The sequence below is a fragment of the Microbacterium sp. JAI119 genome, from assembly GCF_013410135.1.
GTDB classification, from domain to species: Bacteria; Actinomycetota; Actinomycetes; order Actinomycetales; family Microbacteriaceae; genus Microbacterium; species Microbacterium oxydans.
This window is the reverse complement of sequence record NZ_JACCCK010000001.1, coordinates 644595-667911: the sequence shown is the minus strand read 5'-3', so window position 1 is coordinate 667911 and position 23317 is coordinate 644595. Positions and strand designations below refer to the sequence as shown.

Genomic DNA, 23317 nt, shown 5'->3' with positions numbered 1-23317 from the left:
GGAGGTATCAGCGCAGCAGACCGAGGCTCGCGAGAGCCTGGCGGATGAGAGTGCCTCGACCGTTCTCCATCTCGGCGGCGACCGCGTCGGACCCGGCGGCCTCCGGCGAGAACCAGGTGACCTCGAGCGCATCCTGCCGTGGCTCGCACGTGCCGGTCACCGGCACGACGAAGGCCAGCGACACCGCATGCTGCCTGTCGTCGTGGAAGGCACTCACGCCGGGGATCGGGAAGTACTCGGCCACGGTGAACGGCAGCGGCTGGGGCGGAAGCAGCGGGAAGGCCATCGGGCCCAGGTCGTTCTCGACGTGGCGGAAGAGGGCGTCGCGGATCGTCTCGCCGAAGCGGACGCGCCCGGAAACGATCGTGCGGGTCATCTCCCCCATCGGGGTGGAGCGCAGCAGGATGCCGATCTCGATCACCTGGCCGGAGCCGTCGGTGCGCACCGGGATCGCCTCCACATAGAGCAACGGCAGCCGACGCCGAGCCTCTTCGAGCTCGAACTCGCTCAACCAGCCGGGGTTCGCATCGGGCGCGGGGCGATTCGAATCCGGGAACTCGCCGAGACCGTCGTCGTCGGGTTCCGGATCAGGATCAGGTGTGCGGACCGCCATGTGTCCTTTCTACCAGCCGTCCCTCAGAACCGACACCGCGCCCGGCCGTGCACCTCGAGTGGACGGCCGCCGCGCGACGGCTGAGCAGACGATGAGGGTGGCCCCTGGCAGGATGACGGTGTGAGCGACAACCTGACGATCGACGACTCCGCGACCCGATGGTCGTCCACCGACCGCGCAGGGGCGCCTCTGCTGGTCCTCCTGCACGGTTACGGGGCGGACGAACACGACCTCTTCGGACTCATCCCCTACCTTCCCGAGGGCATCGCCGTGGCCTCCGTCGCCGCTCCGCTCGCCCCTCCGTGGCCCATGCCGGGGCGCTCCTGGTACCCGATCGAAGGACTCGACGGACGCAGCTCGGAGGCGGTCACCGCCGCGGCAGACGCCTTCCTGCGCTGGCTCGACTCCGCAGCCGCCGATGCCCCCTCGGTGGCGCTGCTCGGCTTCTCTCAGGGCGCGGCGGTGGCGCTGCAGGCCCTCCGTCTGGCTCCGGAACGCTTCGGCGCGGTGGCGGCGCTGAGCGGATACGCCGCACCGGGAGACCTTCCGAACGACGAGGCACTGGCCGAGCTGCGCCCACCGGTGTTCTGGGGTCGGGGCACGCACGACGACGTCATCCCGCCCGCGCTGGTCGACCACACGGCCCAATGGCTGCCGACGCACTCCGAGCTGTCCGGTCGGGTGTACACCGGACTCACGCACAGCATCTCGGAGGAGGAACTGACCGACGTGCACCGCTTCCTCACCAAGTGGGTCGAGGGGATCGCCGCGAGCTGATCAGCGCTCCGGCTCCTCGGACGCACCGGAGTCGTCACCAGGGCGCCCGTCGGTCTCGTCGCCGGCCTCGCGTTGGTCCCCATCCTCGCGCTCGCGGGAACCGGATCCGCCGCCCGAGGTGATGGCGACGGAGAGGGCGACGCCGATCGCCACTCCGATTCCGATTCCGAGGGCCCAGTTCTGCAGGGCGGCGCCCAGCGACGCCCCGATCGCCACTCCGAGCGCGAGCCCGACGCCCAGGCCCATACGCGAACGCGACTCCTGCGGACTCGGATCGTGATCTGCCATGCCTCCACGCTACGCACCGGTGGAGGCGACGGCATCCCCCGCGCGACGGACAATCCGACACGCCCGGGGTTGCGCGATCGCGACACGCCCGGGTATCGTCGGGGAGTCCTGTCCGCCGTGTCTGGAAGTCCTTTGATCTGATCCGTCGCCTCCGCGCTCATCTTTCCGCGCGCTGACCCGACGATCGCCGACTCCACGGCAGACCCACTCCTCCCCATCCCGTGACGCGTGTCACGGCCCGGCAGGGGCTCGGTGTCAGTGCACCCTCGCACTCGACAGGAGACACTCATGTCAACCCCCACAACTCTTCACGCCTCGGTCGTCCTCGACCGGCTCACCTTCACCTGGCCCGACGGCTCGATCGCGCTCGACGGCATCTCCGGGTCCTTCGGCTCGGGACGCACCGGGCTCGTCGGACGCAACGGCGCCGGCAAGTCCACGCTGCTGCGACTGATCGCCGGCGAGCTCGACTCCACCTCGGGCGTCGTCACCGCATCCGGCGAGGTCGCGTACCTTCCGCAGCAGCTGACACTCGATGTCGACCGCCGCGTCAGCGACCTCCTCGGGGTGTCCGAAGCCCTCGATGCCGTGCGGGCGATCGGCACGGGCGACGTCGACCCGGCCCACTTCGATGCGGTCGGGGACGACTGGGACATCGAAGCGCGCGCGGAGGCGTCGCTGGCCGAGGCCGGACTGGCCCCGGACTTCCTCGACCGCACGGTCGGCGAGCTCTCGGGAGGGGAGGCGGTGCTCGTCGCGATCGCCGGCATCCGTCTGCGCCGCGCGCCCATCACGGTCCTCGACGAGCCGACCAACAACCTCGACCGCGACGCCAGAGCGAAGCTCGCGGCGATGGTGCGCGCCTGGAAGGGCACGCTCATCGTCGTGAGCCACGACCTGTCTCTGCTCGAGCTGATGGACGACACCGCCGAGCTCTACGCCCAGACGCTGAGCGTGTTCGGCGGCCCGTACTCCGAGTGGCGGGCGTGGCTGGACGCCGAGCAGGATGCGGCGAAGCAAGCCGAGGTCACCGCCGCCCAGGTGCTCCGCAAGGAGAGACGTCAGCGTATCGAAGCCGAAGTGAAGCTCGCCCACCGCGCACGCACCGCGAAGAAGGCGGAGATCGATAAGCGCGTCCCGAAGATCGTGGCCCACGGGCGCAAGATGGCCGCTGAGGTCTCGGCGGGCCGACTGCGCACCGAGGTCGGAGCGAAGGAGGATGCGGCGCGGTCGCTCCTCGATGAAGCGGGGCGCCGTGTGCGCTCTGATGCATCGATGAAGATCGAACTGCCCGACCCGCAGGTGTCCCGCAGCCGCCGCATCGCGACGGTCGGCGATGACGAACGAGCCTGGGTGATCCAGGGTCCGGAGCGGGTCGCACTGATCGGCCGGAACGGGGCGGGCAAGACCACGCTGCTGGAGCGATTGGTCGCCGGCGGCTCGGCTCCGGATGAGCATCCGCTGCACGCCGAGGCCCACACCGACCTGATCGGCTACCTGCCGCAGCGGGTCGACGGACTCGACGAGCAGCGCTCGGTGTTCGAGAACATCGCCGCCGCAGCACCCCACGTGCCGGAGAAGGAGCTGCGCAACCGGCTCGCCCGGTTCCTCATCCGAGGAGCCACGGCCGAGCGCCCTGTGGCGTCCCTCTCCGGCGGTGAGCGGTTCCGCGTCGCGCTGGCGACGCTGCTGCTCGCCGACCCCGCACCGCACCTCGTGGTGCTCGACGAGCCGACGAACAACCTCGACCTCGACACGGTCGACCAGCTCGTCGAAGCCCTCCGCGCCTACCGAGGCGCCGTGCTCGTCGTGAGCCACGACGACGCATTCCTGCGTCGCCTCGACCTCGATCTGACGCTCGAGATCGACGGCGAAGGCGCACTGCAGGAGGTGACGCTGGAGCCGTGAGGCGGACCTGCGTCGTCGGGGAGGCGGCTCGCCGACGACGCACCCGTCAGACCAGACCGATCTCGTACGCGAGAATGACGGCCTGCACGCGGTCACGCAGATCGAGTTTCAGCAGCACCCTGCCGACATGGGTCTTCACAGTCGACTCGGACACGAAGAGGCTCTCACCGATCTCGGTGTTGTTGTACCCCTTGGCGATGGCGAGGAACACGTCGCGCTCCCGCTCGGTCAGCACGTCCAGGCGCGCATCGCCACGCTCCGCCTGTCGGGGCAGGCGTGTGGCGAACAGATCGAGCATCGACCGGGTGACACGCGGCGAGACCAGAGCATCACCGGCGGCGATCGCCCTGATCGCCGCCGTCAGCTGCGCGGGCGGAGTGTTCTTCAACAGGAAACCACTCGCTCCCGCACGAAGGCTCCCGAACGCGTACTCGTCGAGGTCGAAGGTCGTGAGCACCAGCACCCTGCTCGACGGAGTGCCCCTGACGATGCGCCTGGTCGCCTCGATGCCGTCCATCTCCGGCATCCGGATGTCCATCAGGATCACGTCGGGGCGCAGATCCGCGGCCGTGTGCACAGCCTCGGCTCCTGATGCTGCCTCGCCGACGACCTTCATGTCGTCTTCGGCGTCGAGCACCATCCTCATCCCTCGCCGGATCAACTCGTGATCGTCGACGATGAGCACCCGGATCGGGGTCGGTTCCTCGGTCATCGCTGGTCCTCCTGTTCGGGGATCTCCACCCGCACGCGCCATCCGCCGTCGGGCAGAGGTCCGGTCTGCACTGTTCCGCCGGCCAGCCGCGCCCGCTCACGCACGCCGACGAGCCCGCGACCGGACCCCACCGAGGCGGCGGGTGGTCCCGGCTGCCCGTCGTCGGTGACCTCGATCACGAGGACGTCGTCGCGGAAGTCGAGCAGCACCCGCACCTCACGCGGATCCTTCGCGTAGCGCAGCGCGTTCGTGAGCGCCTCCTGCACGATGCGGTGGATCGTGTTCTGCAGAGCGGGCGACGAAGGCGAACTCCCCTCCGTGCGCACCGACACGGGGAGCCCCGCCGTGCGGAAGGTCTCGACGAGCGGCACGAGCTCGGCAAGTCCCGGATTCGGTCGCAACGAACCGTCTTCTTCGCTCTCCGCCGTGTCGTCGCCCAGAGCACCGAGCAGCTGCCGCATCTCGACGAGCGACTGCCGCCCGATCTCGCCGATCTCCTGCACGGCGTCCCTCGACCGCTGCGGGTCCTTCTCGGCCAGGGCATCCGCACCGTCTGCGAGCGACACCATCACCGACACGCTGTGCGCCACGACATCGTGGATCTCGCGCGTGATCCTGGCGCGCTCGGCCAGAGTCGCGATCCGTGCCTGCTGGTCGCGTTCGCGCGCGAGCTGGTTGGCACGATCGAGGATCGCCCCGATGTACCGCCGCCGGTCACCCACGTTGACTCCGAGGAGGGCAGCGATCAGCATCACGGCGAGGAACAGCACGCTCGTGGGCACCGAGACGAAGAGACGTTCCGGATCGGGTTCGCGCAGCCAGTCCAGGGCAGGGAGGACGAGAACCCCTCCCACCACGGTGATGCCGAACGCGATCCAGCCGCTGCGATTCGACCGGTAGACGAACAGCGCGTAGACCGCGAGGCCGACCCCGAACGTCTCGACGACGGTGTCGGTGACGAACGCGACGACCGCACCCGCCCCGAACACCAGGTACGTGAGCCAGGGTCGATGGGAGCGCAACATCAGGGAGGCGGAGGTCACCACGCTCACGAACAGCGGGATCATGTACGGCCACGCGGGCGACCATACGCCGGAGGACAGCGGAGTGACCAGGGACCAGAACGCACTCACGACCAGGTAGCCGGCGGCGAGGAGCACGTCGAAGAGCCAGGGGTGCGTCTTCCAGAACCGCCCCAGCGCACCGGGAGGCCGAGGCAGACCCATCGCTCTGGCCTCTCCGGCGGCGACGGGTGCTGGCTCTCGCATGGGTCGACTCTACGCACCGCATCGTGGACTCCGTCAGCGAGAGACGACGAGGAGCGATGCGGTCGCGGTGCGACGCTCCCCCACCAGAGCGCCGGCCTTCTCCTTCGAGGCTCGCACCCACGTCTGTCTGCGCGCCGCACCTGCACGCTGGGCGAACGCGGTGTCCATCCCGAGGATCGCGAGCCAGCCCATGCCGATCGTGGTCGCGACGAGCTCGAGGATGCTGCCGATATCGGTGCGGAACTGCAGCAGCGAGAGGAGGCCACCGGCCGCCGCGATCACCGCGGTCGAGATACCCGCCACCAAGGAGAGGATCCGCAGTGTGCGCCTCCCCTCGACGAACGACACCTGGAGCATCGCGAACGCGGCCAGCGCGAAGGCGAGGACGGCGACGGTCGTGTGCACGAGGTCCTGCCAGGTGAAGGCCGGGCCGACGGGAAGCGGGCATCCCGTCGTGCATGTGACCTGGGAGGCCACCAGGAACAGCGCGGACGCCATCGCCACCGAGAAGGACGGCGTCCAGATGCTCAGCCAGGGCACCGTCGACCGCAGTCCGCGTGCCGTCCACGCGACCGAGAGACCACCCACGACGAGGAGCAGCAGGGCGAGCTCGAACCATCCGGCCGTCGGCTCTCCGTCGGCTCCGAGGCCGCTCACGTACAGGACCCGGTCGATGCTCAGACGGGCGACCCAGATGATGCTCAGAGCGGCGGCGACGAGCACGCTTCCGACAATCGAGGCGATGACACGGAGAGCGCTGGCGGCGGGGTGGGGAAGGGTGTTCTCGACGGGCATAGGGCGACGGTAAAAGCGCAGGCCACCCCGTCGCGTCGGCCCGAAGTGCCCACTGTCAGGGGTCGTCGTACCTCAGTACGAGACACCCTGCTCGTCAGCTTCGCCGGCGTGGGCCTCTGCCGCCTCCTCGGCGAGCGTGAGCAGGTGTCACGCCCGCCGACTCCGCATCGCCCGAGTGTGCGCGAGCGCGGGGTCTGCGGCGAGCGCCGTGTACTCCGCCGAGTCCCGCGGAACCAGAGCGACCCGACCCTCCGCGTCGTGGTGGACGCCCCATCCGTAGCGCTTTCCCAGCGGCGAGGAGCGCAGGCAGGGCTGTCCCTTCGAGAAGAACGACGCCCGTGCGGCACTGTCGTCCACGGCGATGCCGTTGCGCAGCGCATACGTCTCGAAGATCACGTCGTCGGAGGTGCGCGCGTAGGGCTGCTCGGCGATCAGACGGTAATGCATCGCCGCGATCGAGGGCTTCTCGGCGACCGGCGGCTCGGTCGCGTGCGCGATCGGGCAGTCGTCGGCGACCTCGATGAACGTGTCGACGTAGTTCGTGGTGTGCGCCATTCCCCCAGCATCCTCCCTCCCGCCGACATCGTCACGCCCCGATGTCTGCGGCCTCGACGATGATGGAGGGATGAGCGACGTGCTCGACCGCTTCACTCCCGCCACGCAGGACTGGTTCCGGGGGGCGTTCCCCGCGCCCACTCCCGCGCAGGCGGGTGCCTGGAACGCGATCTCCGCCGGCAAGCACGCCCTCGTGGTCGCCCCGACCGGATCGGGCAAGACGCTGTCCGCGTTCCTGTGGGCGATCGACAGCGTGTTCCGCGAGCGCATGGGCGAGACCACGCCGTCGGCGAAGGGCGAGCCCCGAACGCGCATCCTCTACATCTCCCCCCTGAAGGCGCTCGGCGTCGACGTCGAGCGCAATCTCCGCTCCCCGCTGATCGGCATCGGCCAGTCGGCCAGACGGCTCGGGGTGACGGCCCCTGCGGTCACCGTCGGGGTGCGCTCCGGCGACACGACATCGAGCGACCGGCGAAAGCTGGTGTCCGATCCGCCCGACATCCTCATCACGACCCCCGAGTCGCTGTATCTCATGCTCACGAGCCGCGCGGGCGAGACGCTGCGTGGCGTGCACACCGTGATCATCGACGAGGTGCATGCCGTCGCCGCCACCAAGCGCGGAGCGCACCTCGCCGTCAGCCTCGAACGGCTCGACGCCCTGCGCCGCGCGAACGGCGTCGAGACACCGGCTCAGCGCATCGGCCTCTCCGCCACGGTGCGGCCGATCGACGAGGTGGCCCGGTTCCTCGGCGGCTCTGCCCCGGTCGAGATCGTGGCACCTCCCGCCTCCAAGACCTTCGAGCTCGGTGTGGTCGTCCCGATGGACGACATGACGAATCCGCCTCCACCGCCCGGAGTTCCGGGAGACGCCGACGGAGCCGAATACTCCGAGGTCACCGGTTCGGTATGGCCGCACGTCGAGGAAGCGATCGTCGACCGCATCCTGCAGAACAACTCGACGATCGTGTTCGCCAATTCCCGTCGGCTGGCCGAGCGCCTCACCGGGCGACTGAACGAGATCTACTCCGAGCGGATCGGCGTGCCCCTCCCCGATACGACCGTGCCCGCCGCGATGATGGCCCAGGCCGGAGCCACCGCGGGGGCCGATCCCGTGCTCGCGAAGGCGCACCACGGATCGGTGTCGAAAGAGCAACGGGCACAGGTCGAAGAGGAGCTCAAGTCGGGAGTGCTGCGCTGCGTCGTGGCGACGAGCAGTCTCGAGCTCGGCATCGACATGGGTGCCGTCGACCTCGTGATCCAGGTCGAGGCTCCGCCGTCTGCGGCCTCGGGTCTGCAGCGGGTCGGCCGCGCCGGGCACCAGGTGGGCGAGATCAGCCGGGCGGCCCTCTTCCCGAAGCACCGCGGCGACGTGCTGCACACCGCGATCGTGACCGAGCGCATGCTGGCGGGCAAGATCGAGGCGATCCAGGTGCCGCGCAACCCGCTCGACATCCTCGCCCAGCAGACCGTCGCGGCGAGCGCGCTGGGAGCCATCGGCGTCGAGGAGTGGTTCGAGACCGTTCGCCGATCGGCGCCGTTCCAGGCGCTTCCGCGTTCGGCGTACGAGGCGACGCTCGATCTGCTGGCGGGCCGCTTCCCCTCGGACGAGTTCGCCGAACTGCGGCCACGCCTCGTGTGGGATCGTGACGCCGGCACGCTGACGGGAAGGCCGGGGGCACAACGCATCGCGGTGACCAGCGGCGGCACGATCCCCGATCGCGGCCTGTTCGGCGTGTTCGTCGCGGGCGAGACGACCGGCGCCAGGGTCGGCGAGCTCGACGAGGAGATGGTCTACGAGTCGCGGGTTGGCGATGTGTTCACGCTCGGCACGACGAGCTGGCGGATCGCCGAGATCACGCACGACCGCGTGAACGTGATCCCCGCTTACGGGCAGCCGGGCAAGGTGCCGTTCTGGCACGGCGACGGCATCGGTCGGCCGTTCGAACTGGGCGAGGCGCTGGGGGCTTTCTCGCGCGAGGTCTCGGCGGCGACGCCCGAGAAGGCGGCACAGCGGCTCATCGATGCGGGGCTCGACGAGCAGGCACGGACGAACCTCATGGCCCATCTGACCGAACAGCGCGAGGCGACGGGCACGCTCCCCACCGACCGCACCCTCACCGTCGAGCGCGGCCGCGACGAGGTCGGCGATTGGCGGGTGATCCTGCACTCGCCCTACGGGATGAAGGTGCACGCGCCCTGGGCCCTGGCGATCAACGCCCGGGTGCGCGAACGTCTCGGCGTCGAAGGATCGGCGGTCGCGAGCGACGACGGCATCATCGTGCGCATTCCCGATGCCGAGGCGGAGCCGCCCGGTGCCGAACTGTTCGTGTTCGACCCCGAGGAGCTGGAACTCCTGGTCACCCAGGAGGTCGGCGGCTCCGCGCTGTTCGCCTCCCGCTTCCGCGAATGCGCGGCCAGGGCGCTGCTCATGCCCCGCATGAACCCGAACAAGCGCACACCGCTGTGGCAGCAGCGGCAGCGGTCGGCCCAACTGCTCGAGGTCGCCAGGCGTCATCCGACGTTCCCGGTGATCCTGGAGACCCTGCGCGAGGTGCTGCAGGATGTCTACGATCTGCCGTCGCTGCGCAAGCTCGCGACATCGATCGCCGACCGACGCATCCGCCTGGTCGAGACCGAGCCGGGCCAGCCGTCGCCGTACGCCCGCGACCTGCTGTTCGGCTACGTGGGCGCGTTCATGTACGAAGGAGACTCTCCGCTCGCCGAACGGAGGGCGGCCGCGCTCTCGGTCGACCCCGCTCTGCTCGGGGAGCTGGTGGGCACGGTCGAACTGCGGGAACTGCTCGACCCCGACGTGATCGCGCAGTTCGAACGCGAGGCCCAGCGTCTCGATCCCGACCGCCGCGCACGAGGCCTCGAGGGCGTCGCGGACCTGCTCCGGATGCTCGGCCCGCTCGACGCCGAAGAGGTCGCTGCGCGCCTCGACCCCGAATCGACAGCAGGTGCCTCGGCAGCCGCTCTGCTGGACGACCTCGTCACCGCGCGACGGGCGATCCCCGTCACGATCGCCGGGGAGACCAGGGTGGCAGCGATCGAGGATGCCGGTCGGCTGCGCGATGCGCTCGGCGCAGCGCTGCCCACGGGAATCCCGGTGGCGTTCCTCGAACCGGTCGCGGATCCGCTCGGCGACCTCGTGGCTCGCCATGCCCGCACGCACGGGCCGTTCACGACAGATGCCGTCGCCTCCCGATTCGGGCTCGGTGCCGCCGTCGCGCGGCACACGCTGCAGCGGCTCGAGACGGCAGGACGGCTCACGAGCGGGTACTTCCTGCCCGAGGCGGCAGGCAGCGGCGACGCGGTCGAGTGGTGCGACTCCGAGGTGCTGCGTCGGCTCCGGATGCGCTCGCTGGCGGCCATCCGCGGTTCGGTCGAGCCGGTCTCTCCCGAGGCGTACGCACGGTTCCTCCCGGATTGGCAGCACATCGGTCGTCCGCTCGAAGGCGTCGACGGCGTGCTGAACGTGATCGAGCAGTTCGCCGGTGTACCGATCCCCGCGAGTGCGTGGGAGTCGCTGATCCTGCCCTCCCGCGTGCGCGACTACTCCCCGGCGATGCTCGACGAACTGACGGCATCGGGCGAGGTCATCTGGTCCGGACACGGCACCCTCCCGGGACGGGACGGCTGGGTGTCGCTGCATCCGTCCGACATCGCGCCCTTCACCCTCCCGGAGCGCGACACCGAGATCGCGTCCGACTCCCTGGAGTCGCGCATCCTCATCGCGCTCGACGTCGGGGGTGCCTACTTCGCCGGACAGCTGAAAGACATGGCGGCGGCCGAGAACGAGCAGTCGGTGCTCGAAGCGCTGTGGTCTCTGACCTGGGCGGGCTACGTCACCAACGACACCTTCGCCCCCATCCGCTCGCTCCTCACCGGCGGCTCGCAGGCGCACAAGGTCAAACGCCGTGCGCCCCGCGCCCGCACCTACCGCGGGGTGTCCTTCACCGGGACCGCGGCACCCCGCCCGCCCTCGATCGGCGGCCGCTGGTCGCTGCTGCCGGCGCTCGAGATCGATCCTGCCCGCCGGGCGACCGTCACCGCAGGGCTCCTGCTCGACCGCTACGGCGTCGTCACGCGCGGCGCCGTGCAGGCTGAGGGTGTTCCCGGCGGCTTCGCCCAGGCCTATCGGGTGCTCGCGGGCTTCGAAGAGGCGGGGCATTGCCGCCGGGGCTACGTGATCGAGAAGCTCGGAGCTGCGCAGTTCGCCGCGTCCGGCACCGTCGACCGGTTGCGCACCTATGCGGGCCTCGCGGATCCGCCGCCGCGCAAGACCGTGACCCTCGCGTCGACCGATCCGGCGAACCCGTACGGCGCCGCCCTCGGCTGGCCCAAGCTCGACGGGGTCTCGCATCGTCCAGGGCGCAAAGCGGGCGGTCTGGTCGTGCTCGTCGACGGTGCACTGGTGCTGTCCCTCGAACGCGGCGGACGCACCGTGCTGTCGTTCAGCGACGACGCCGAGGTGCTGCGCGCCGCGGCCTCCGACCTCGCGGCCACCGCGCGCGCCCGTCGCCTCGACACGCTCACCGTCGAGAAGATCAACGGCGAGGGCGTCTACGGCACTGAACTCGCCCTCGCACTGCAGGAGTCCGGCTTCGTGGCAACCCCTCGCGGATACACGCTCCGCAAGGTCGTCTGAGCACTACGCCTACGCTGGAAGCCATGATCCGCGAGTTCGCCACCGGTATCCGCACACTGCTGCGCGGCTTCGGGCTGTGGCGCACCCGGCCGGGACTCATGCTGCTCGGACTGGTCCCCGCGATCATCGCATTGCTCCTGCTCGCTGCCGCGCTCGTACCGCTGATCATCGGTCTGCCGTCGGTCTCCACGTGGCTGACGCCGTTCGCCGAGGGGTGGCTGGAACCGTGGCGCGGCCTGCTGCGGTCTGCGGTGAGCTTCGTGATCGTCGCGGCCGCGCTCGCCCTGGCCAGCGTGGTCTTCAGCGCCCTCACCCTGACCATCGGCGATCCGTTCTACCAGCGCATCTGGCATGCGGTCGAGGCCGACCTCGGCGACGCTCCCCCAGCCGACGGTGGCAGCTTCTGGACCACTCTCGGCGAGGGACTCCGCCTGGTTCTGCTCGGCATCCTGATCGCGATCGTCGTGCTCCTCATCGGTCTGATCCCTGCCGTCGGCGGGTTCTTCGGCCCCATCGCCGGAGTCGTCCTGACCGGTCGACTGCTGGCCCGAGAGCTCACAGGTCGAGCCTTCGATGCCCGCGATCTCAGCCCCGCCCAGCGCGCTGCCCTGTTCTCGGGCAGCCGGGCGCGGGTTCTCGGCTTCGGAGTGGCGACACAGCTCTGCTTCCTGATCCCTGGCGGGGCCGTCGCGATCATGCCGGCCGCCGTGGCCGGAAGCACGATGCTCGCGCGAGACATGCTCGCGCGAGCCGGATTCGCCACGTCCCCCACCACGCTGCCCACCACACCGCCCGTCGCGCCGCCCACCGCGTCGCCGCGCACCCCGCCGCCGCCCACTCCCATCGGCGCCCCCTGATGCCCGAGGGCGACACCGTCTTCCGCACGGCACGACGACTCGACGAAGCTCTGGCCGGCGCGGAGGTCACCCGATTCGACCTGCGCGTGCCCCGATTCGCCACGCTCGACCTGACCGGCCAGCCGGTGCATGCCGTGATCCCCCGCGGCAAGCATCTGCTCATGCGCATCGGTGACAGCACCCTGCATTCGCATCTGCGTATGGACGGCGCGTGGTTCACCTATCGCCCCGGCGAGAAGTGGCGGCATCCGGCGTTCAAGGTGCGTGCGGTCGTCGGTACGCCGCGGGGCGAAGCCGTGGGCGTCGACATCGCCGAGATCGAGGTCGTCCCCACCCGTGACGAGGATCAGCTCGTCGGCTACCTCGGACCTGATCCGCTCGCCGACGACTGGGATGCGGCAGAGGCAGTCCGACGTCTCGAGGCCGACGCCCGCAGCATCCACGTCGCCCTCCTCGATCAGCGCAACGTCGCGGGATTCGGCAACGAGTACGCCGCAGAACTCCTGTTCCTCCGAGGAATCCTGCCGACCAGACCGACGCCGGAGGTCGATGTCGCTGCCCTCCTCGACCTCGGTGTGCGCACGATCCGCGCCAACCGGGACCGCCGTCACCGCACCTTCACCGGCGTCGATCGGCCCGGCCAGGGCACCTGGGTGTACGGCCGCGCCGGACGTCCGTGCCGACGCTGCGGCACCTTGATCCGGCGGGGCGAGCAGGGCGCCGATCCGACCCGCGAACGCATCACCTTCTGGTGCCCCTCCTGTCAGCACTGACCACATCCATCCGCGGGAATGAATCCGCCCCTGTCGTGGTTGTTGATATATCCGGAGAACTCCGGAGCACGGGAGGAATCGTGGGCAAGAACTACGTCGACATCGAGAACGACCAGGGCGCGACGCTGCGGTATCGCAAGCACGCGAACGGCCGGGGTCTCGTCGCGCATGGCGCGAAGGTGCACCCGAAGGCACACATCGAGGCGGGTGCCTATATCGAACCGGGGGCGCGCGTCGGTGCCGGCGCGACCATCGCCCGCGGTGCCTGGATCGACGAAGACGCCGTGATCGGCGAAGGCGCGTTCGTGGACGCGCACGCGCACGTCGGCCATGGCGCGGCGATCGGCGATCACGCCTACGTGGGCGTCCGCACCGACATCGGTGCCGGAGCGCGCATCGTCCGCGGTGCCAGGATCGGCGACGACGAGACGGTCGCGGCCGGACTCACCATCGCGACGGATCAGAAAGGTCTGTGGCTCGCGGCCTGAGCGACCTCACCCGAGCGGTGCGCTCACAACAGCCGCCGCTCGGAGGCCCATGCCGTGAGTTCGTGTCGTGAGGAGAGTTGAAGCTTGCGCAGCACCGACGACACATGCGTCTCGACCGTCTTGATCGAGATGAACAGCTCCGACGCGACCTCTTTGTACGCGTAGCCCCGAGCGATCAGCCGCATGACCTCCTGCTCGCGTGCCGAGAGCCGGTCGAGTTCGTCGGTCGCTGTCGCGGTCTCACCGGCGACCGCCCCGAAGGCGTCGAGCACGAAGCCGGCAAGCCTCGGCGAGAAGACCGCATCACCCTCGGCCACGGCCCGCACCGCGCTGCTGACCTCGACGCCGGATGAGCCCTTCGTGATGTAACCCCGCGCGCCGGCGCGGATCACCCGCACCACGTCGGCCGCGGCGTCGGACACGCTCAACGCGAGGAAGCGGGCATCGGTCGGAGACGACCCGCGGATCACCGCCTCACCTCCGGCCGCGTCCTCGCCGTCGCCGCCCGGGAGATGCACGTCGAGGAGCACGACATCCGGTCGCGTCTCGCCGATCACCGAGATCGCCGACGGCACGTCTGCCGCTTCGCCCACCACATCGACGCTCGCATCGAGGTCTGCGCGCAGGCCGGAGCGGAAGATCGAGTGATCGTCGACGATCACGACACGGATGATCTCAGGCATGGTGCTCCTCCCGAGCCGTCGCACGCGGTACCGGCCGCTCCTGGTTGGACGGTGTCATGATGCGCAGATGCACCTCTGTGCCGCTCTCGTCGCTGCGAACCCCTCCGCTGCCACCCGCACGGCGCATCCGTCCGATGATCGACTCGCGCACGCCCAACCGATCGCTGGGCACCTCATCGAGCTGGAATCCCGGGCCCCGATCGCGGATGAACACATCGACGCCTGACACGCTTCCCTCGATGTACACCGAGATCTCGCCTCCTGCGTGGCGGGCCGCGTTCAGGATCGCCTCCCTGGCGGCGGCGGCGAGCTCTCCGCTCGCCCGCTCTGTCGACAGGCCGGCGGAGACCACGTCGATGCGCACCGGGTAGTCGAGCTCCAACGCTCCGGCATAGTCGCGCAGGTCGGTCGGAAGATCACTGTCGGCCGGAGCATCGCCGTCGTACAACCAGGCACGCAGCTCGCGCTCCTGCGCCCTGGCGAGGCGCGCAGCTTCGCTGGAAGCTCCCGCCCTGTTCTGGATCAGCGCCAGTGTCTGCAGCACCGAGTCGTGCAGGTGGGCGGCCATCTGGCTGCGCTGCTCCTCGCGGATGCGGCGCACCCGCTCACCGGACAGCTCGCGCCATCGGGGTATCAACGACGAGGACACCACGGCCGCGAGCCCGACCAGCGGGAGCAGCACCAGCGCCACGCCCGACCGGGCCACCGGCCAGGACAGCAGGATCGTGAACAGCAGGGCCAGCAGGACGATCGAGGGGATCCGGATGCTCAGCGTGTGCCGTGGCCCCCGTGCGGTGTCGGTGCTGTCGATCAGCGTCGCCCAGAGCCCGGCGCCGGTCGCGAAGACCACCGTTCCGCCGACGACGACCGCCGCGACATCGGGAGGGATCGACCCGGTCAGCCAGTCGCTGCCGCCACGCCACACCAGCACGACGAGGACCCCCACGGCCGCGGGAGCCAGCAGCAGCCACGCCACGGGCATCCGTCTGGTCGGTGCGTCCTCACCCTCCGCCCACGGCGTGAACATCCAGCACCAGGCGTAGAGCAGCACCCCTGCACCGCCGCACAGCGCGAGGGCGATGAACAGAGCGCGCACCATCCACGGCCGTGCGCCCAGGTGGCGTGCGAGTCCGGCACTGACGCCGGCGACCAGGCAGTCGCGATCGCGGGTCAACGACGGGCGCGGTGGAGCGGCGACGCGCGGAGGTCGCGCGGGAGCGTGCGCCGAAGAGGACATGTCGCCATCCAATCATCCGCGCCGATGCTCCGGGGGCTCCCCCGGCGAGAATCAGGGGTCGCTCAGGGGTTCCCCCCATGGCACAGCGCCCCGCGCCACCGCCAGGATCGAAGCATGACGATTCCGACTGCGCCTCCGCCCCCTGCCGATCCAGACGCTCCGGCCGTCGGCGGTCCCGGCACGGGCACCCCGCGCGGCGCCGACCGCTTCCTGCTCTGGGTCGCCGGTCTCGGCGTCGCCCGCTCCGAGGGCTGGCTGGGTGGCGTCGCCGCCGGTATCGCCGCACGCCTGCGGATCGACCCGCTCATCGTGCGAGGGGTGCTGGTGGTGGCCGCGCTCTTCGGACTGCCGGTGATCTTCCTGTACGCCGCCGCGTGGGCGCTGCTGCCCGACATCGATGGACGGGTGCACCTGCGCGACCTGCTGCGTCGCGACTACCAGCCCGTGCAGTGGGGCATCCTGGCGATGGCCGTCATCGGGCTGTTCCCGACCGCTCCGCTCGCTGGCCGCCTGTTCGGGCTCGGTTACGGCGACTGGTCGGCCCTCTCCCTCCTCAGCTGGATCGTCGGGCTCGTGCTCGTCGCCGGCCTGCTCTTCCTGATCGTGCGTGCTGCCAGCCGCACCCCGGGCGCTTCCGCGTCTGATCTGCCGACGGCTTCCGCAGATCAGACGGCCCCGGCCGCGTCCGCCCCCCTCGCCGGTTCGGGTACCGCCGAGGGGGCGGACGCCACTATCTCCGCCGCCGCGGAATCCGACGCCGGCATCGCAGCAGAGCCGATGTCACCGGATCCCGCACTCGGCGCGATCCCGCCGGCACCGCCGGCCCCTCTGCCGCCCGGTTCGCAGGATCCCGCAGCCCTCGAAGCCTGGCGCGCCCAGCATGCCGCGTGGAAGGAACAGGATCAGGCGTGGCGGCGCCAGCAGCAGGACGTCGAGCGCGCCGCCCGCGACCAGCTGCGCCGTGAGCGCCAGGCCGAGGCCGCCGTGTTCGCCGCCGAAGCCGCCGAACGCCGTCGCATCCGCCGGGAGTCGAACCCGCGCGCCGGATTCGCGTTCGTGGCGACGATGGTGGGGCTCGCGATCATCACCGGTGCTGCCGTGGGACTGGCGACCGGCGCAGCCCAGCTCGGTGGAGCTCTCGGCCTCCTCGCCGCAGCCCTGATCCTCGCGCTCGGGATGATCGTCGCCGGGGCGTTCCGTCGGCGCAGCGGTTTCCTGGCCTTCGTGACGGTCATCACCCTCGTCGGCGGACTCGTGGCCGGGGCGTTCTCCACGCTGCAGGGCCTGACCTTCGGATGGGCCTCGATCACCAACAGCCGCGAGCAGCACATCCGTCAGCCGTTCGGCGACCTCTCCGTCACCCTCTATCAGCACGACGGCGCGCCGCGACCGATCGTGATCGAGAAGTCCTCCGGGGGGACGTACATCTATGTCGATCCCGGCGTCGAGCTGCAGCTCCGAGCGACGGTGGACACGGCATCCGTGACCTGGACCCGCGTGGAGGGCGACTCGGGAACGATCGTCGACTCCGGCACATGGCTCGGCACGCGTGACGGAGACGAGCGCGCAGGAGAGGAGGCGGTGATCGTGCAGAGCATCTCGGCCGACACCGCCTCCCCGACGACCATCCAACCGATCACCCTCGATCAGAACAGCGGTGACATCTCCATCACCGTCGCCGAGCCCGCGAAGGAAGACCAGTGATGAGCGTTCCGTCGATCACCGAGACCACCGCCGTGCCCCGCACCCGCTGGGCGGCCATCATCTGGGGGCTCCTGTTCGCCGCGATCTCGGCGACAGCCCTCTGGATGCTGGCAGACGCCGACCGCCGCGATGCAGCCGCCGACGCCCTGCTGGCCCTCACCCCGACGGCCGCCGTCACGGTCGCGCTCCTGACCGTCGGCGTGCTGCTCCTGGTCGGCGGAGCCGCCGGACTCGTCCGTCGCGCGCAGCGGAAGCTCTCCACCAAGAGCCCTGCTGCGCCGACGGAGGTGCCGGGCACTCCCGCCGAGTAGCCTTGACCGCATGGCGAACCAGGGAAGACGCCCCGCGAAGGGCACAGGCCGCGGAACACCGGTACGCCGAAACAAGGCAGCGCCCGCGGAGCGGTATCCCCCGCAGAAGCCGAAGAAGCCCACCTCCAAGGTCGTCTTCGATGCCCCGCAGCCCGAACCGGAAGCGCCGCGCACCTTCCGCCTCGGCGCTGTGCCCGGCGCGACCCCCGGCAAGTGGATCGACGCCTGGAAGCAGCGGATGCCGCGTGTGCCGCTCGAGCTCGTGACGATCGACCCGGCCGCCCAGCGCGATGCACTCGACCGCGTCGATGCGGCGCTCCTTCGTCTGCCCCTCACCGACGAGTCGCTGCACATCATCCCCCTGTACGACGAGGTCCCGGTCGTCGTCGCAGCGGTCGATTCGCATCTGATGGCCGCGGAGCAGCTCACCGCGGCCGACCTCGAAGGCGAGGTCGTGATCGCGCTGACCGACGATGTCCTGGGTTCTCCCGTGTTCCCGGGGACTGTCCCGGCGACCTTCGATCCCCTTCCCACCGACGAGGCGATCGCGACGGCGGCATCCGGCGTCGGCATCGTCGTCGTCCCGATGTCTCTCGCGCGTCTGCACCATCGCAAGGACGCCGATCACCGCGTCCTCGCGCACGGACCGACCTCGACCGTCGCGCTGGTGTGGCCGCGAGAGCGCACCACGGCCGACGTCGAGACATTCGTGGGCATCGTCCGCGGTCGCACGGCGAACTCCTCGCGGTGACCGCGTCTGCTGGGCCACGCGCGCTCGCTAGAATCTCCTGATGGCCTCGCTTCTCTACGTCTGCGTGCGACCCGAGACCGGGGCGGCGGATGCCGAGCATGCCTCCTTCCGTCGGGCGCTGGGCGTCGACGTGGTCGACCGGCTCGATCTGCTGCACGCGGCGTTGCCGATGGAACGCCTGCGGGGATATCGCGGCATCGTCGTCGGGGGCTCGCCGTTCAACGTCTCCGATGCGGTGAAGTCCGCCGAGCAGCTTCGCGTCGAGGCCGACCTCCGCATGCTGGCCGACGCGGCGATGGCCGCCGAGGTCGCGGTGTTCTTCACCTGCTTCAGCATCGGTGTCGTCACCCGCATGCTCGGCGGCGAGGTGGTGACCGATACTCCGGAGCCCGCGAGCGCCACGGTCATCGAGACCACGCAGGCGGGCGCGGCCGATCCGGTGTTCGGACCCAGCGGCTCCGCTCTGACGGTCTTCACGGCCCATAAGGAGAGCGCGGCGGCGACCCCGCCCGGCGCCGTGCTGCTGGCCACGAACGAGGCCTGCCCCGTGCAGGCGTACCGCGTGGGCACGCATCTCTACGCCGCTCAGTTCCACCCAGAGCCCACGCCTCGCGATTTCGCCGACCGGATGACGTTCTACCGCACCACCGGCTACTTCGACCCCGACGAGTTCGACGCCGTGCAGCAGCAGGTTCTCGCAGCCTCGGTCACCGAGGGTGCGGCCCTGCTGCGACGCTTCGCCGAGACCTTCGCCTGAATCAGCTCGACGCCGAGTCGCGGAGCAGCGGTACGCGCTCGCGCAGGTATGCCTCCAACGGCATGAATCCTCCCGCGGTGCTCCAGCGCACGGAGGGCACGCCGTCGACCTGAGCGAGCGGACCGGATGAACCTCCGGCGTCCACGGCGTCGACGTCGACGACACTCCATCCCACATGCACGACATCGCCCTCGTCGAAGCCGCCGCGCAGCGCCTCGGCCCTGCGCTCCGCCCGCTCCCTGGCCGACTCGGCCGTGTAGCCGCGACGCCCCGGGTCCGCCGCGCGCAGGACCTCGGCCGTCGCCAGCGCATGTGTCTCGGTCAGCAGCAGCACACCCAGGTGCCACGCCTCACCGACCCTGACGATGCGACGCCCGCGCCAGCGCGAATCGCGCTGTTCGCCGAGCCCTTCCTTCGGAGCGCCCTTCAGGTCGTGCACGGCCTGTGTCAGCAGCGCGGATGCGGTGGTCACAGCTCTCCCTGTCGTGTCTTGTCGGCCAGTCGCGGGCCCACGACCTCCGCGCGGTCGCCACGGAGCGTCATCCCGATCAGGGGATACAGCAGCACGGACAGCATTCCGGCTCCGACGAGCGCCGCAGCCGTGCCGGTGTCGAGCATCTTCTGATCCACACCGATGGCGGTGACAGCCACGATGATCGGCAGGCCCGTCGCGGCGAGCAGTCCGAGGGCCGCGCGGTCGCGCACGCTCATCCCCGCCGGCGCCGAGAGCTGCGCCGCGGATCCGCGGATCACGAGCAGAGCGATCAGGAAGACGGGCACCAGCCCCAGCGCCGTCGGCGAAGACAGCAATGCCTGCAGATCGAACGTGACCCCGGTGTAGAGGAAGAAGATCGGCACGAGGAAACCGAAGGCGATCGCCTCGATCTTGCTCTCGACCTCTTCCGCGTCCTTCTTCGGTGCACGCGCCATGATGATGCGCCAGACCGCCCCGGCCACGAAAGCCCCGAGCAGCATGTCGAGATCGAGCATGACGCTCAGCCCGACGAGAGCGGCGATGAGCAGGATCACGAAGCGCACGCCGAACTGATCCGAGGTGTGCAGTGTCGCCCGCACGATGCCGTGCAGCCGCCCGTGCGGGACGCGGTGCGCCAGCAGCACCGCGAGCCCGGCGAGCACCACGAAGGTCAGCAGCACGGCCGTGGCGATCGGCGTGGTCCGCGTGCTGAGGAAGATCGAGATCGCGATCAACGGGAGGAACTCGCCCACCGCGCCGATCGCGCTGATGGCACGGCCGAAGGGGGTGTCGAGCTCGCGGGCATCGCGCAGGATCGGCATCAGGGTGCCCAGCGCCGTGGAACTGAGCGCGATGCCGACCACCACCATCCCCTCTCCCGGCGCGAAGAAGAAGCCCAGGCCTATGCCCAGGAGCACGCTGAGCAGCCAGCCCAGAGAGGCGCGCGCGAGCGGCTTGCCCGCCACCATCTTGAAGTCGATCTCGGTTCCGGCGACGAAGAACAGCAGCGCGAGGCCGAAATCGCTGAGCTTCTCCAGCAGCGGTCCCGGTTCGACCCAGCCGAAGACAGCGGGACCGACGAGGATGCCGAGCACGAGCTCGAACACCACGATGGGCACCCGGACCACCGGTCGCACGCCGCGTGCGAGAAGCGGCGCCGCCACGGCGAGCAGCGGGATCAGCACGAGGCCGAGGTCACTCGCATTCATGCTCTCAGGGTAGGTGAGAGCGGTGCAGTGCGCAGGCAGTGCAGCGGGTGATCTTTCGCGATTCGCCCGCTCGGCGCATCCACGGCAGAATCGATGCACACCCTCGAGGAGCCCCCATGTCTCAGCCCGATACCGCCCGCCTGCTCATCGCCTGCGACGACCAGCCCGGCATCGTCGCCGCCGTCGCCGGCGTGCTCGCTCATCACGGCGCGAACATCATCTCGCTCGATCAGCACTCGACCGACTCCGAGGGCGGACGCTTCTTCCAGCGCACGGTCATCCACCTCGACGGTCTGGCAGCGGCGCGCCCGGCACTCGAAGCCGACATCGCGGCCGTCGCCGAGCGCTTCGGCATGGAGTGGTCGCTGCACGACGTGGCCCGCCGCAAGCGCGTCGCGATCTTCGTCTCGAAGTACGATCACTGCCTCATGGAGCTGCTGTGGCGTACGCAGCGCGGACAGCTCGACATCGACATCACCATGGTCGTGTCCAACCACCCCGACCTGGCCGAGGCCGTCCGCTCGTTCGGTGTGCCGTTCGTGCACATCCCCTCCGGCGACAAGGCCGCCATGGAGGATCGTCAGCTCGAACTGCTGCGCGGGAACGTCGACCTCGTCGTGCTCGCCCGCTACATGCAGATCCTCTCCGACGACTTCATCACGCGCCTCGAAGCTCCGGTCATCAACATCCACCACTCGTTCCTGCCCGCGTTCATCGGAGCGAACCCGTACGCTCGCGCCAAGGACCGTGGCGTCAAGCTGATCGGCGCGACCGCGCACTACGCGACGGCCGATCTCGACGAGGGACCGATCATCGAACAGGACGTCACGCGCGTCACCCACTCCGAGTCGGCCGCCGAGCTGCAGAGTCGCGGTGCCGACGTCGAGCGCCTCGTGCTCGCCCGCGCCGTGCAGTGGCACGCCGAGGATCGCGTGATCGTGCACGGCAAATCCACCGTGATCCTCTAGCCCGGTCGAACCCGGGAGGACGCGGGTCCAGTCGCGGTCGCTCAGGATATCGACCGCGAGCCCGTGGGAGGCCGCTGCCAGGCGTCGGTCATTCGTCCACAGCGCGGAGCAGCCCGCGATCCGGGCCGCAGCGAGGGTCACGGCGTCGCCGGGAGCCCTGCCATCAGCTCGGCGAAGACCTCGGCAGCCGAGCCATGACGCACCAGCGGCGCGGCCTGCCCCATCCACAGCGACTGCAGCGCGCCCAGGTTCTGCTCCCCCGCCGCGGTGCGGAAGCGTCCTGTCAGCCAGTTCTGCATCGGGAACGGCGCGATCGTGCCGCTCGCCTCGATCGCCCGCACCACACGGTTGCGGGCGCCGCGAGCCAGGCGTCCGCTCATCGCACGTGTGAGCACGGTCTCGTCGGCGGCGGTGGATCGGATCGCGTCGCGGTGCGCTTCGTTCGCGGCCGACTCCGCGGTGGCGAGGAACGCCGTCCCCACCTGCACTCCCGCCGCGCCCAGGGCGAACGCCGCCGCCACCCCGCGACGATCGGCGACACCTCCTGCCGCGATCACGGGCACCCCGACCGCGTCGACCATCTGAGGCACCAGCGCGAACGTCCCGACCAGCGACTCCTCCGCTGAACGCAGGAATGCGACCCGATGACCCGCGGCCTCGCCGCCGCTCGCGACCACGGCGTCCACGCCCGCTGCGTCGAGCGCGACGGCCTCAGCCACCGTGGTCGCCGTGCCGACGATGAGGATGCCGCGGCGATGCGCCTCCTCGATCAGGTCGTCCGACGGCACGCCGAACACCACGCTGAGCACGGCGGGCTCGATCTCCCAGACGGCCTCGAGCTGTTCGTCCAGGGTCGGGGCGTACCGCTCCGGCCGCGCGGGGACGTCCACGCCCACGGCTTCGTAGAACGGCTGCAGGGCCTGCGCGAACACGGTGTGCTGCGGGTTCGGCTCGGCCTCGTCTCCCATCGGAAGCCAGACGTTCACCGCATAGGGCCGGTCGGTCAGGGCACGCAGCTCGGCCCCGGTCGCACGGATGCGATCGCCGTCGTAACCGTAGAGTCCGAACGACCCCAGTCCACCCGCGTTGCTGACCGCGGCGGTGAGCGCGGTCGAGGAGAGCCCGCCGAACGGGCCGAGAACGATCGGATGCTCGATCCCGAGCAGGGTGCGAAGGTCACTCATGCTTCGACGTTACGCCCGCGGGCGACCCCGAGGCCGCGGTGATACCCTCGTCGCAGGAAGGGGTGCGCACATGAGCGAGTGGTTCGGGCAGATGCTGAGCTTCGTCGCGACCGCGATCGGCCTCGTGTCGATGCCCGACGCAACGGCCCTCGGCCTCGCGATCGCGCTGCTCGCCGTGACCGCCCTCACGCTCGCCATCGTGCTGAGCGTGCACCCCGAGGCCACAGCCGACGCCCCGCATCCGCTCCGGGCCATCGACGTCGGCACCCTCCTCACGCAGAGTGACCCCGATGCCGCCGGGCATCCGCGCCCTCGGGCGCCGGGAGTCGCGACCGCCGCGTAGTCCGTTCGCAC

At 70.2% G+C, this 23317-nt stretch carries 23 protein-coding genes; 12 read left to right on the top strand and 11 right to left on the bottom strand.

The window, feature by feature from the left end; all coding sequences use genetic code 11:
- Nucleotides 1-7 precede the first annotated feature (7 nt).
- Entirely contained in the window at nt 8-613 is a 606-nt protein-coding gene (locus tag HDC31_RS03180; protein ID WP_113680605.1) for an NUDIX hydrolase family protein, read from the bottom strand.
- A gap of 120 nt (nt 614-733) precedes the next feature.
- Here HDC31_RS03180 and HDC31_RS03175 point away from each other — a divergent pair, with 120 nt between their 5' ends.
- Nucleotides 734-1390 (top strand): alpha/beta hydrolase, encoded by a 657-nt coding sequence (locus tag HDC31_RS03175; RefSeq protein WP_113680606.1) that lies wholly within the window; start codon nt 734-736, stop codon nt 1388-1390.
- On the opposite strand, the gene HDC31_RS03170 is transcribed toward HDC31_RS03175, so the two are convergent.
- Nucleotides 1391-1678 (bottom strand): hypothetical protein, encoded by a 288-nt coding sequence (locus tag HDC31_RS03170; RefSeq protein ID WP_058633243.1) that lies wholly within the window; start codon nt 1676-1678, stop codon nt 1391-1393.
- A gap of 288 nt (nt 1679-1966) precedes the next feature.
- Here HDC31_RS03170 and HDC31_RS03165 point away from each other — a divergent pair, with 288 nt between their 5' ends.
- Entirely contained in the window at nt 1967-3586 is a 1620-nt protein-coding gene (locus HDC31_RS03165; protein WP_113680607.1) for an ABC-F family ATP-binding cassette domain-containing protein, read from the top strand.
- Nucleotides 3587-3632: 46 nt separating this feature from the next.
- Here HDC31_RS03165 and HDC31_RS03160 read toward each other — a convergent pair whose 3' ends face one another.
- From HDC31_RS03160 to HDC31_RS03145, 4 genes are all read right to left on the bottom strand, one after another.
- Nucleotides 3633-4298, bottom strand: a complete 666-nt coding sequence (locus tag HDC31_RS03160) for a response regulator transcription factor (RefSeq protein ID WP_113680608.1) — start codon at nt 4296-4298, stop codon at nt 3633-3635.
- Nucleotides 4295-5566, bottom strand: coding sequence for a sensor histidine kinase (locus tag HDC31_RS03155; protein ID WP_113680609.1), 1272 nt, complete (start codon nt 5564-5566; stop codon nt 4295-4297). Before HDC31_RS03155 ends, HDC31_RS03160 begins: the two co-directional genes overlap by 4 nt.
- A gap of 33 nt (nt 5567-5599) precedes the next feature.
- Complete coding sequence (locus HDC31_RS03150; RefSeq protein WP_113680610.1) at nt 5600-6361, bottom strand: DUF998 domain-containing protein; 762 nt, start codon at nt 6359-6361, stop codon at nt 5600-5602.
- A 147-nt stretch (nt 6362-6508) separates the two neighbouring features.
- Complete coding sequence (locus tag HDC31_RS03145) at nt 6509-6916, bottom strand: DUF6157 family protein (protein ID WP_113680611.1); 408 nt, start codon at nt 6914-6916, stop codon at nt 6509-6511.
- Between the two features lie 70 nt (nt 6917-6986).
- On the opposite strand from HDC31_RS03145, the gene HDC31_RS03140 reads away from it, so the two are divergent.
- From HDC31_RS03140 to HDC31_RS03125, 4 genes are all read left to right on the top strand, one after another.
- Nucleotides 6987-11567 (top strand): ATP-dependent helicase, encoded by a 4581-nt coding sequence (locus HDC31_RS03140; RefSeq protein ID WP_179515813.1) that lies wholly within the window; start codon nt 6987-6989, stop codon nt 11565-11567.
- Nucleotides 11568-11590: 23 nt separating this feature from the next.
- Complete coding sequence (locus tag HDC31_RS03135; protein WP_113681010.1) at nt 11591-12424, top strand: EI24 domain-containing protein; 834 nt, start codon at nt 11591-11593, stop codon at nt 12422-12424.
- Nucleotides 12424-13197 carry a DNA-formamidopyrimidine glycosylase family protein gene (locus HDC31_RS03130; RefSeq protein WP_046747755.1) on the top strand — a complete coding sequence of 258 codons (774 nt, stop codon included), beginning with the start codon at nt 12424-12426 and terminating at the stop codon, nt 13195-13197. Before HDC31_RS03135 ends, HDC31_RS03130 begins: the two co-directional genes overlap by 1 nt.
- A gap of 80 nt (nt 13198-13277) precedes the next feature.
- Nucleotides 13278-13685 carry a DapH/DapD/GlmU-related protein gene (locus HDC31_RS03125; protein ID WP_017829277.1) on the top strand — a complete coding sequence of 136 codons (408 nt, stop codon included), beginning with the start codon at nt 13278-13280 and terminating at the stop codon, nt 13683-13685.
- Nucleotides 13686-13708: 23 nt separating this feature from the next.
- Here the strand turns inward: HDC31_RS03125 and HDC31_RS03120 are convergent, their stop codons facing one another.
- A complete protein-coding gene (locus HDC31_RS03120; protein WP_113681009.1) occupies nt 13709-14368 on the bottom strand; it encodes a response regulator transcription factor in 660 nt (219 codons plus the stop codon).
- Nucleotides 14361-15605, bottom strand: coding sequence for an ATP-binding protein (locus HDC31_RS03115; protein ID WP_179515812.1), 1245 nt, complete (start codon nt 15603-15605; stop codon nt 14361-14363). Before HDC31_RS03115 ends, HDC31_RS03120 begins: the two co-directional genes overlap by 8 nt.
- A gap of 114 nt (nt 15606-15719) precedes the next feature.
- Here HDC31_RS03115 and HDC31_RS03110 point away from each other — a divergent pair, with 114 nt between their 5' ends.
- The 4 genes from HDC31_RS03110 to HDC31_RS03095 are packed head-to-tail and all read left to right on the top strand — an operon-like array spanning nt 15720 to nt 19128.
- Nucleotides 15720-17309, top strand: coding sequence for a PspC domain-containing protein (locus HDC31_RS03110; protein ID WP_179515811.1), 1590 nt, complete (start codon nt 15720-15722; stop codon nt 17307-17309).
- Nucleotides 17309-17620: a hypothetical protein gene (locus HDC31_RS03105; protein WP_113680107.1), complete on the top strand. Its 312-nt coding sequence runs from the start codon at nt 17309-17311 to the stop codon at nt 17618-17620. The genes HDC31_RS03110 and HDC31_RS03105 overlap by 1 nt, the downstream gene beginning before the upstream one ends.
- A 10-nt stretch (nt 17621-17630) precedes the next feature.
- Nucleotides 17631-18371, top strand: a complete 741-nt coding sequence (locus tag HDC31_RS03100; RefSeq protein WP_113680106.1) for a substrate-binding domain-containing protein — start codon at nt 17631-17633, stop codon at nt 18369-18371.
- A gap of 40 nt (nt 18372-18411) precedes the next feature.
- Entirely contained in the window at nt 18412-19128 is a 717-nt protein-coding gene (locus tag HDC31_RS03095; RefSeq protein WP_113680105.1) for a GMP synthase, read from the top strand.
- 1 nt (nt 19129) lies between these two features.
- Here the strand turns inward: HDC31_RS03095 and HDC31_RS03090 are convergent, their stop codons facing one another.
- Both HDC31_RS03090 and HDC31_RS03085 read right to left on the bottom strand, forming a co-directional pair.
- Entirely contained in the window at nt 19130-19600 is a 471-nt protein-coding gene (locus HDC31_RS03090) for a hypothetical protein (RefSeq protein WP_046747748.1), read from the bottom strand.
- Nucleotides 19597-20811, bottom strand: coding sequence for a cation:proton antiporter (locus HDC31_RS03085; RefSeq protein ID WP_113680414.1), 1215 nt, complete (start codon nt 20809-20811; stop codon nt 19597-19599). Before HDC31_RS03085 ends, HDC31_RS03090 begins: the two co-directional genes overlap by 4 nt.
- A gap of 116 nt (nt 20812-20927) precedes the next feature.
- Between HDC31_RS03085 and purU the strand changes: the two genes are divergently transcribed.
- Nucleotides 20928-21779 (top strand): formyltetrahydrofolate deformylase, encoded by an 852-nt coding sequence (purU, locus tag HDC31_RS03080; protein WP_046747746.1) that lies wholly within the window; start codon nt 20928-20930, stop codon nt 21777-21779.
- Nucleotides 21780-21916: 137 nt separating this feature from the next.
- Here the strand turns inward: purU and HDC31_RS03075 are convergent, their stop codons facing one another.
- A complete protein-coding gene (locus HDC31_RS03075; RefSeq protein WP_179515810.1) occupies nt 21917-22963 on the bottom strand; it encodes a nitronate monooxygenase family protein in 1047 nt (348 codons plus the stop codon).
- Between the two features lie 70 nt (nt 22964-23033).
- Between HDC31_RS03075 and HDC31_RS03070 the strand changes: the two genes are divergently transcribed.
- Entirely contained in the window at nt 23034-23306 is a 273-nt protein-coding gene (locus HDC31_RS03070) for a DUF6412 domain-containing protein (RefSeq protein ID WP_046747744.1), read from the top strand.
- Nucleotides 23307-23317: the final 11 nt, after the last annotated feature.

What these genes read in the sequence shown, in the direction of transcription:
- HDC31_RS03180 (WP_113680605.1), bottom strand. Translation starts at nt 613, where the DNA reads ATGGCGGTCCGCACACCTGATCCTGATCCGGAACCCGACGACGACGGT.
- HDC31_RS03170 (WP_058633243.1), bottom strand. Translation starts at nt 1,678, where the DNA reads ATGGCAGATCACGATCCGAGTCCGCAGGAGTCGCGTTCGCGTATGGGC.
- HDC31_RS03165 (WP_113680607.1), top strand. Translation starts at nt 1,967, where the DNA reads ATGTCAACCCCCACAACTCTTCACGCCTCGGTCGTCCTCGACCGGCTC.
- HDC31_RS03160 (WP_113680608.1), bottom strand. Translation starts at nt 4,298, where the DNA reads ATGACCGAGGAACCGACCCCGATCCGGGTGCTCATCGTCGACGATCAC.
- HDC31_RS03155 (WP_113680609.1), bottom strand. Translation starts at nt 5,566, where the DNA reads ATGCGAGAGCCAGCACCCGTCGCCGCCGGAGAGGCCAGAGCGATGGGT.
- HDC31_RS03150 (WP_113680610.1), bottom strand. Translation starts at nt 6,361, where the DNA reads ATGCCCGTCGAGAACACCCTTCCCCACCCCGCCGCCAGCGCTCTCCGT.
- HDC31_RS03145 (WP_113680611.1), bottom strand. Translation starts at nt 6,916, where the DNA reads ATGGCGCACACCACGAACTACGTCGACACGTTCATCGAGGTCGCCGAC.
- HDC31_RS03140 (WP_179515813.1), top strand. Translation starts at nt 6,987, where the DNA reads ATGAGCGACGTGCTCGACCGCTTCACTCCCGCCACGCAGGACTGGTTC.
- HDC31_RS03135 (WP_113681010.1), top strand. Translation starts at nt 11,591, where the DNA reads ATGATCCGCGAGTTCGCCACCGGTATCCGCACACTGCTGCGCGGCTTC.
- HDC31_RS03130 (WP_046747755.1), top strand. Translation starts at nt 12,424, where the DNA reads ATGCCCGAGGGCGACACCGTCTTCCGCACGGCACGACGACTCGACGAA.
- HDC31_RS03120 (WP_113681009.1), bottom strand. Translation starts at nt 14,368, where the DNA reads ATGCCTGAGATCATCCGTGTCGTGATCGTCGACGATCACTCGATCTTC.
- HDC31_RS03115 (WP_179515812.1), bottom strand. Translation starts at nt 15,605, where the DNA reads ATGTCCTCTTCGGCGCACGCTCCCGCGCGACCTCCGCGCGTCGCCGCT.
- HDC31_RS03110 (WP_179515811.1), top strand. Translation starts at nt 15,720, where the DNA reads ATGACGATTCCGACTGCGCCTCCGCCCCCTGCCGATCCAGACGCTCCG.
- HDC31_RS03105 (WP_113680107.1), top strand. Translation starts at nt 17,309, where the DNA reads ATGAGCGTTCCGTCGATCACCGAGACCACCGCCGTGCCCCGCACCCGC.
- HDC31_RS03100 (WP_113680106.1), top strand. Translation starts at nt 17,631, where the DNA reads ATGGCGAACCAGGGAAGACGCCCCGCGAAGGGCACAGGCCGCGGAACA.
- HDC31_RS03095 (WP_113680105.1), top strand. Translation starts at nt 18,412, where the DNA reads ATGGCCTCGCTTCTCTACGTCTGCGTGCGACCCGAGACCGGGGCGGCG.
- HDC31_RS03085 (WP_113680414.1), bottom strand. Translation starts at nt 20,811, where the DNA reads ATGAATGCGAGTGACCTCGGCCTCGTGCTGATCCCGCTGCTCGCCGTG.
- purU (WP_046747746.1), top strand. Translation starts at nt 20,928, where the DNA reads ATGTCTCAGCCCGATACCGCCCGCCTGCTCATCGCCTGCGACGACCAG.
- HDC31_RS03075 (WP_179515810.1), bottom strand. Translation starts at nt 22,963, where the DNA reads ATGAGTGACCTTCGCACCCTGCTCGGGATCGAGCATCCGATCGTTCTC.
- HDC31_RS03070 (WP_046747744.1), top strand. Translation starts at nt 23,034, where the DNA reads ATGAGCGAGTGGTTCGGGCAGATGCTGAGCTTCGTCGCGACCGCGATC.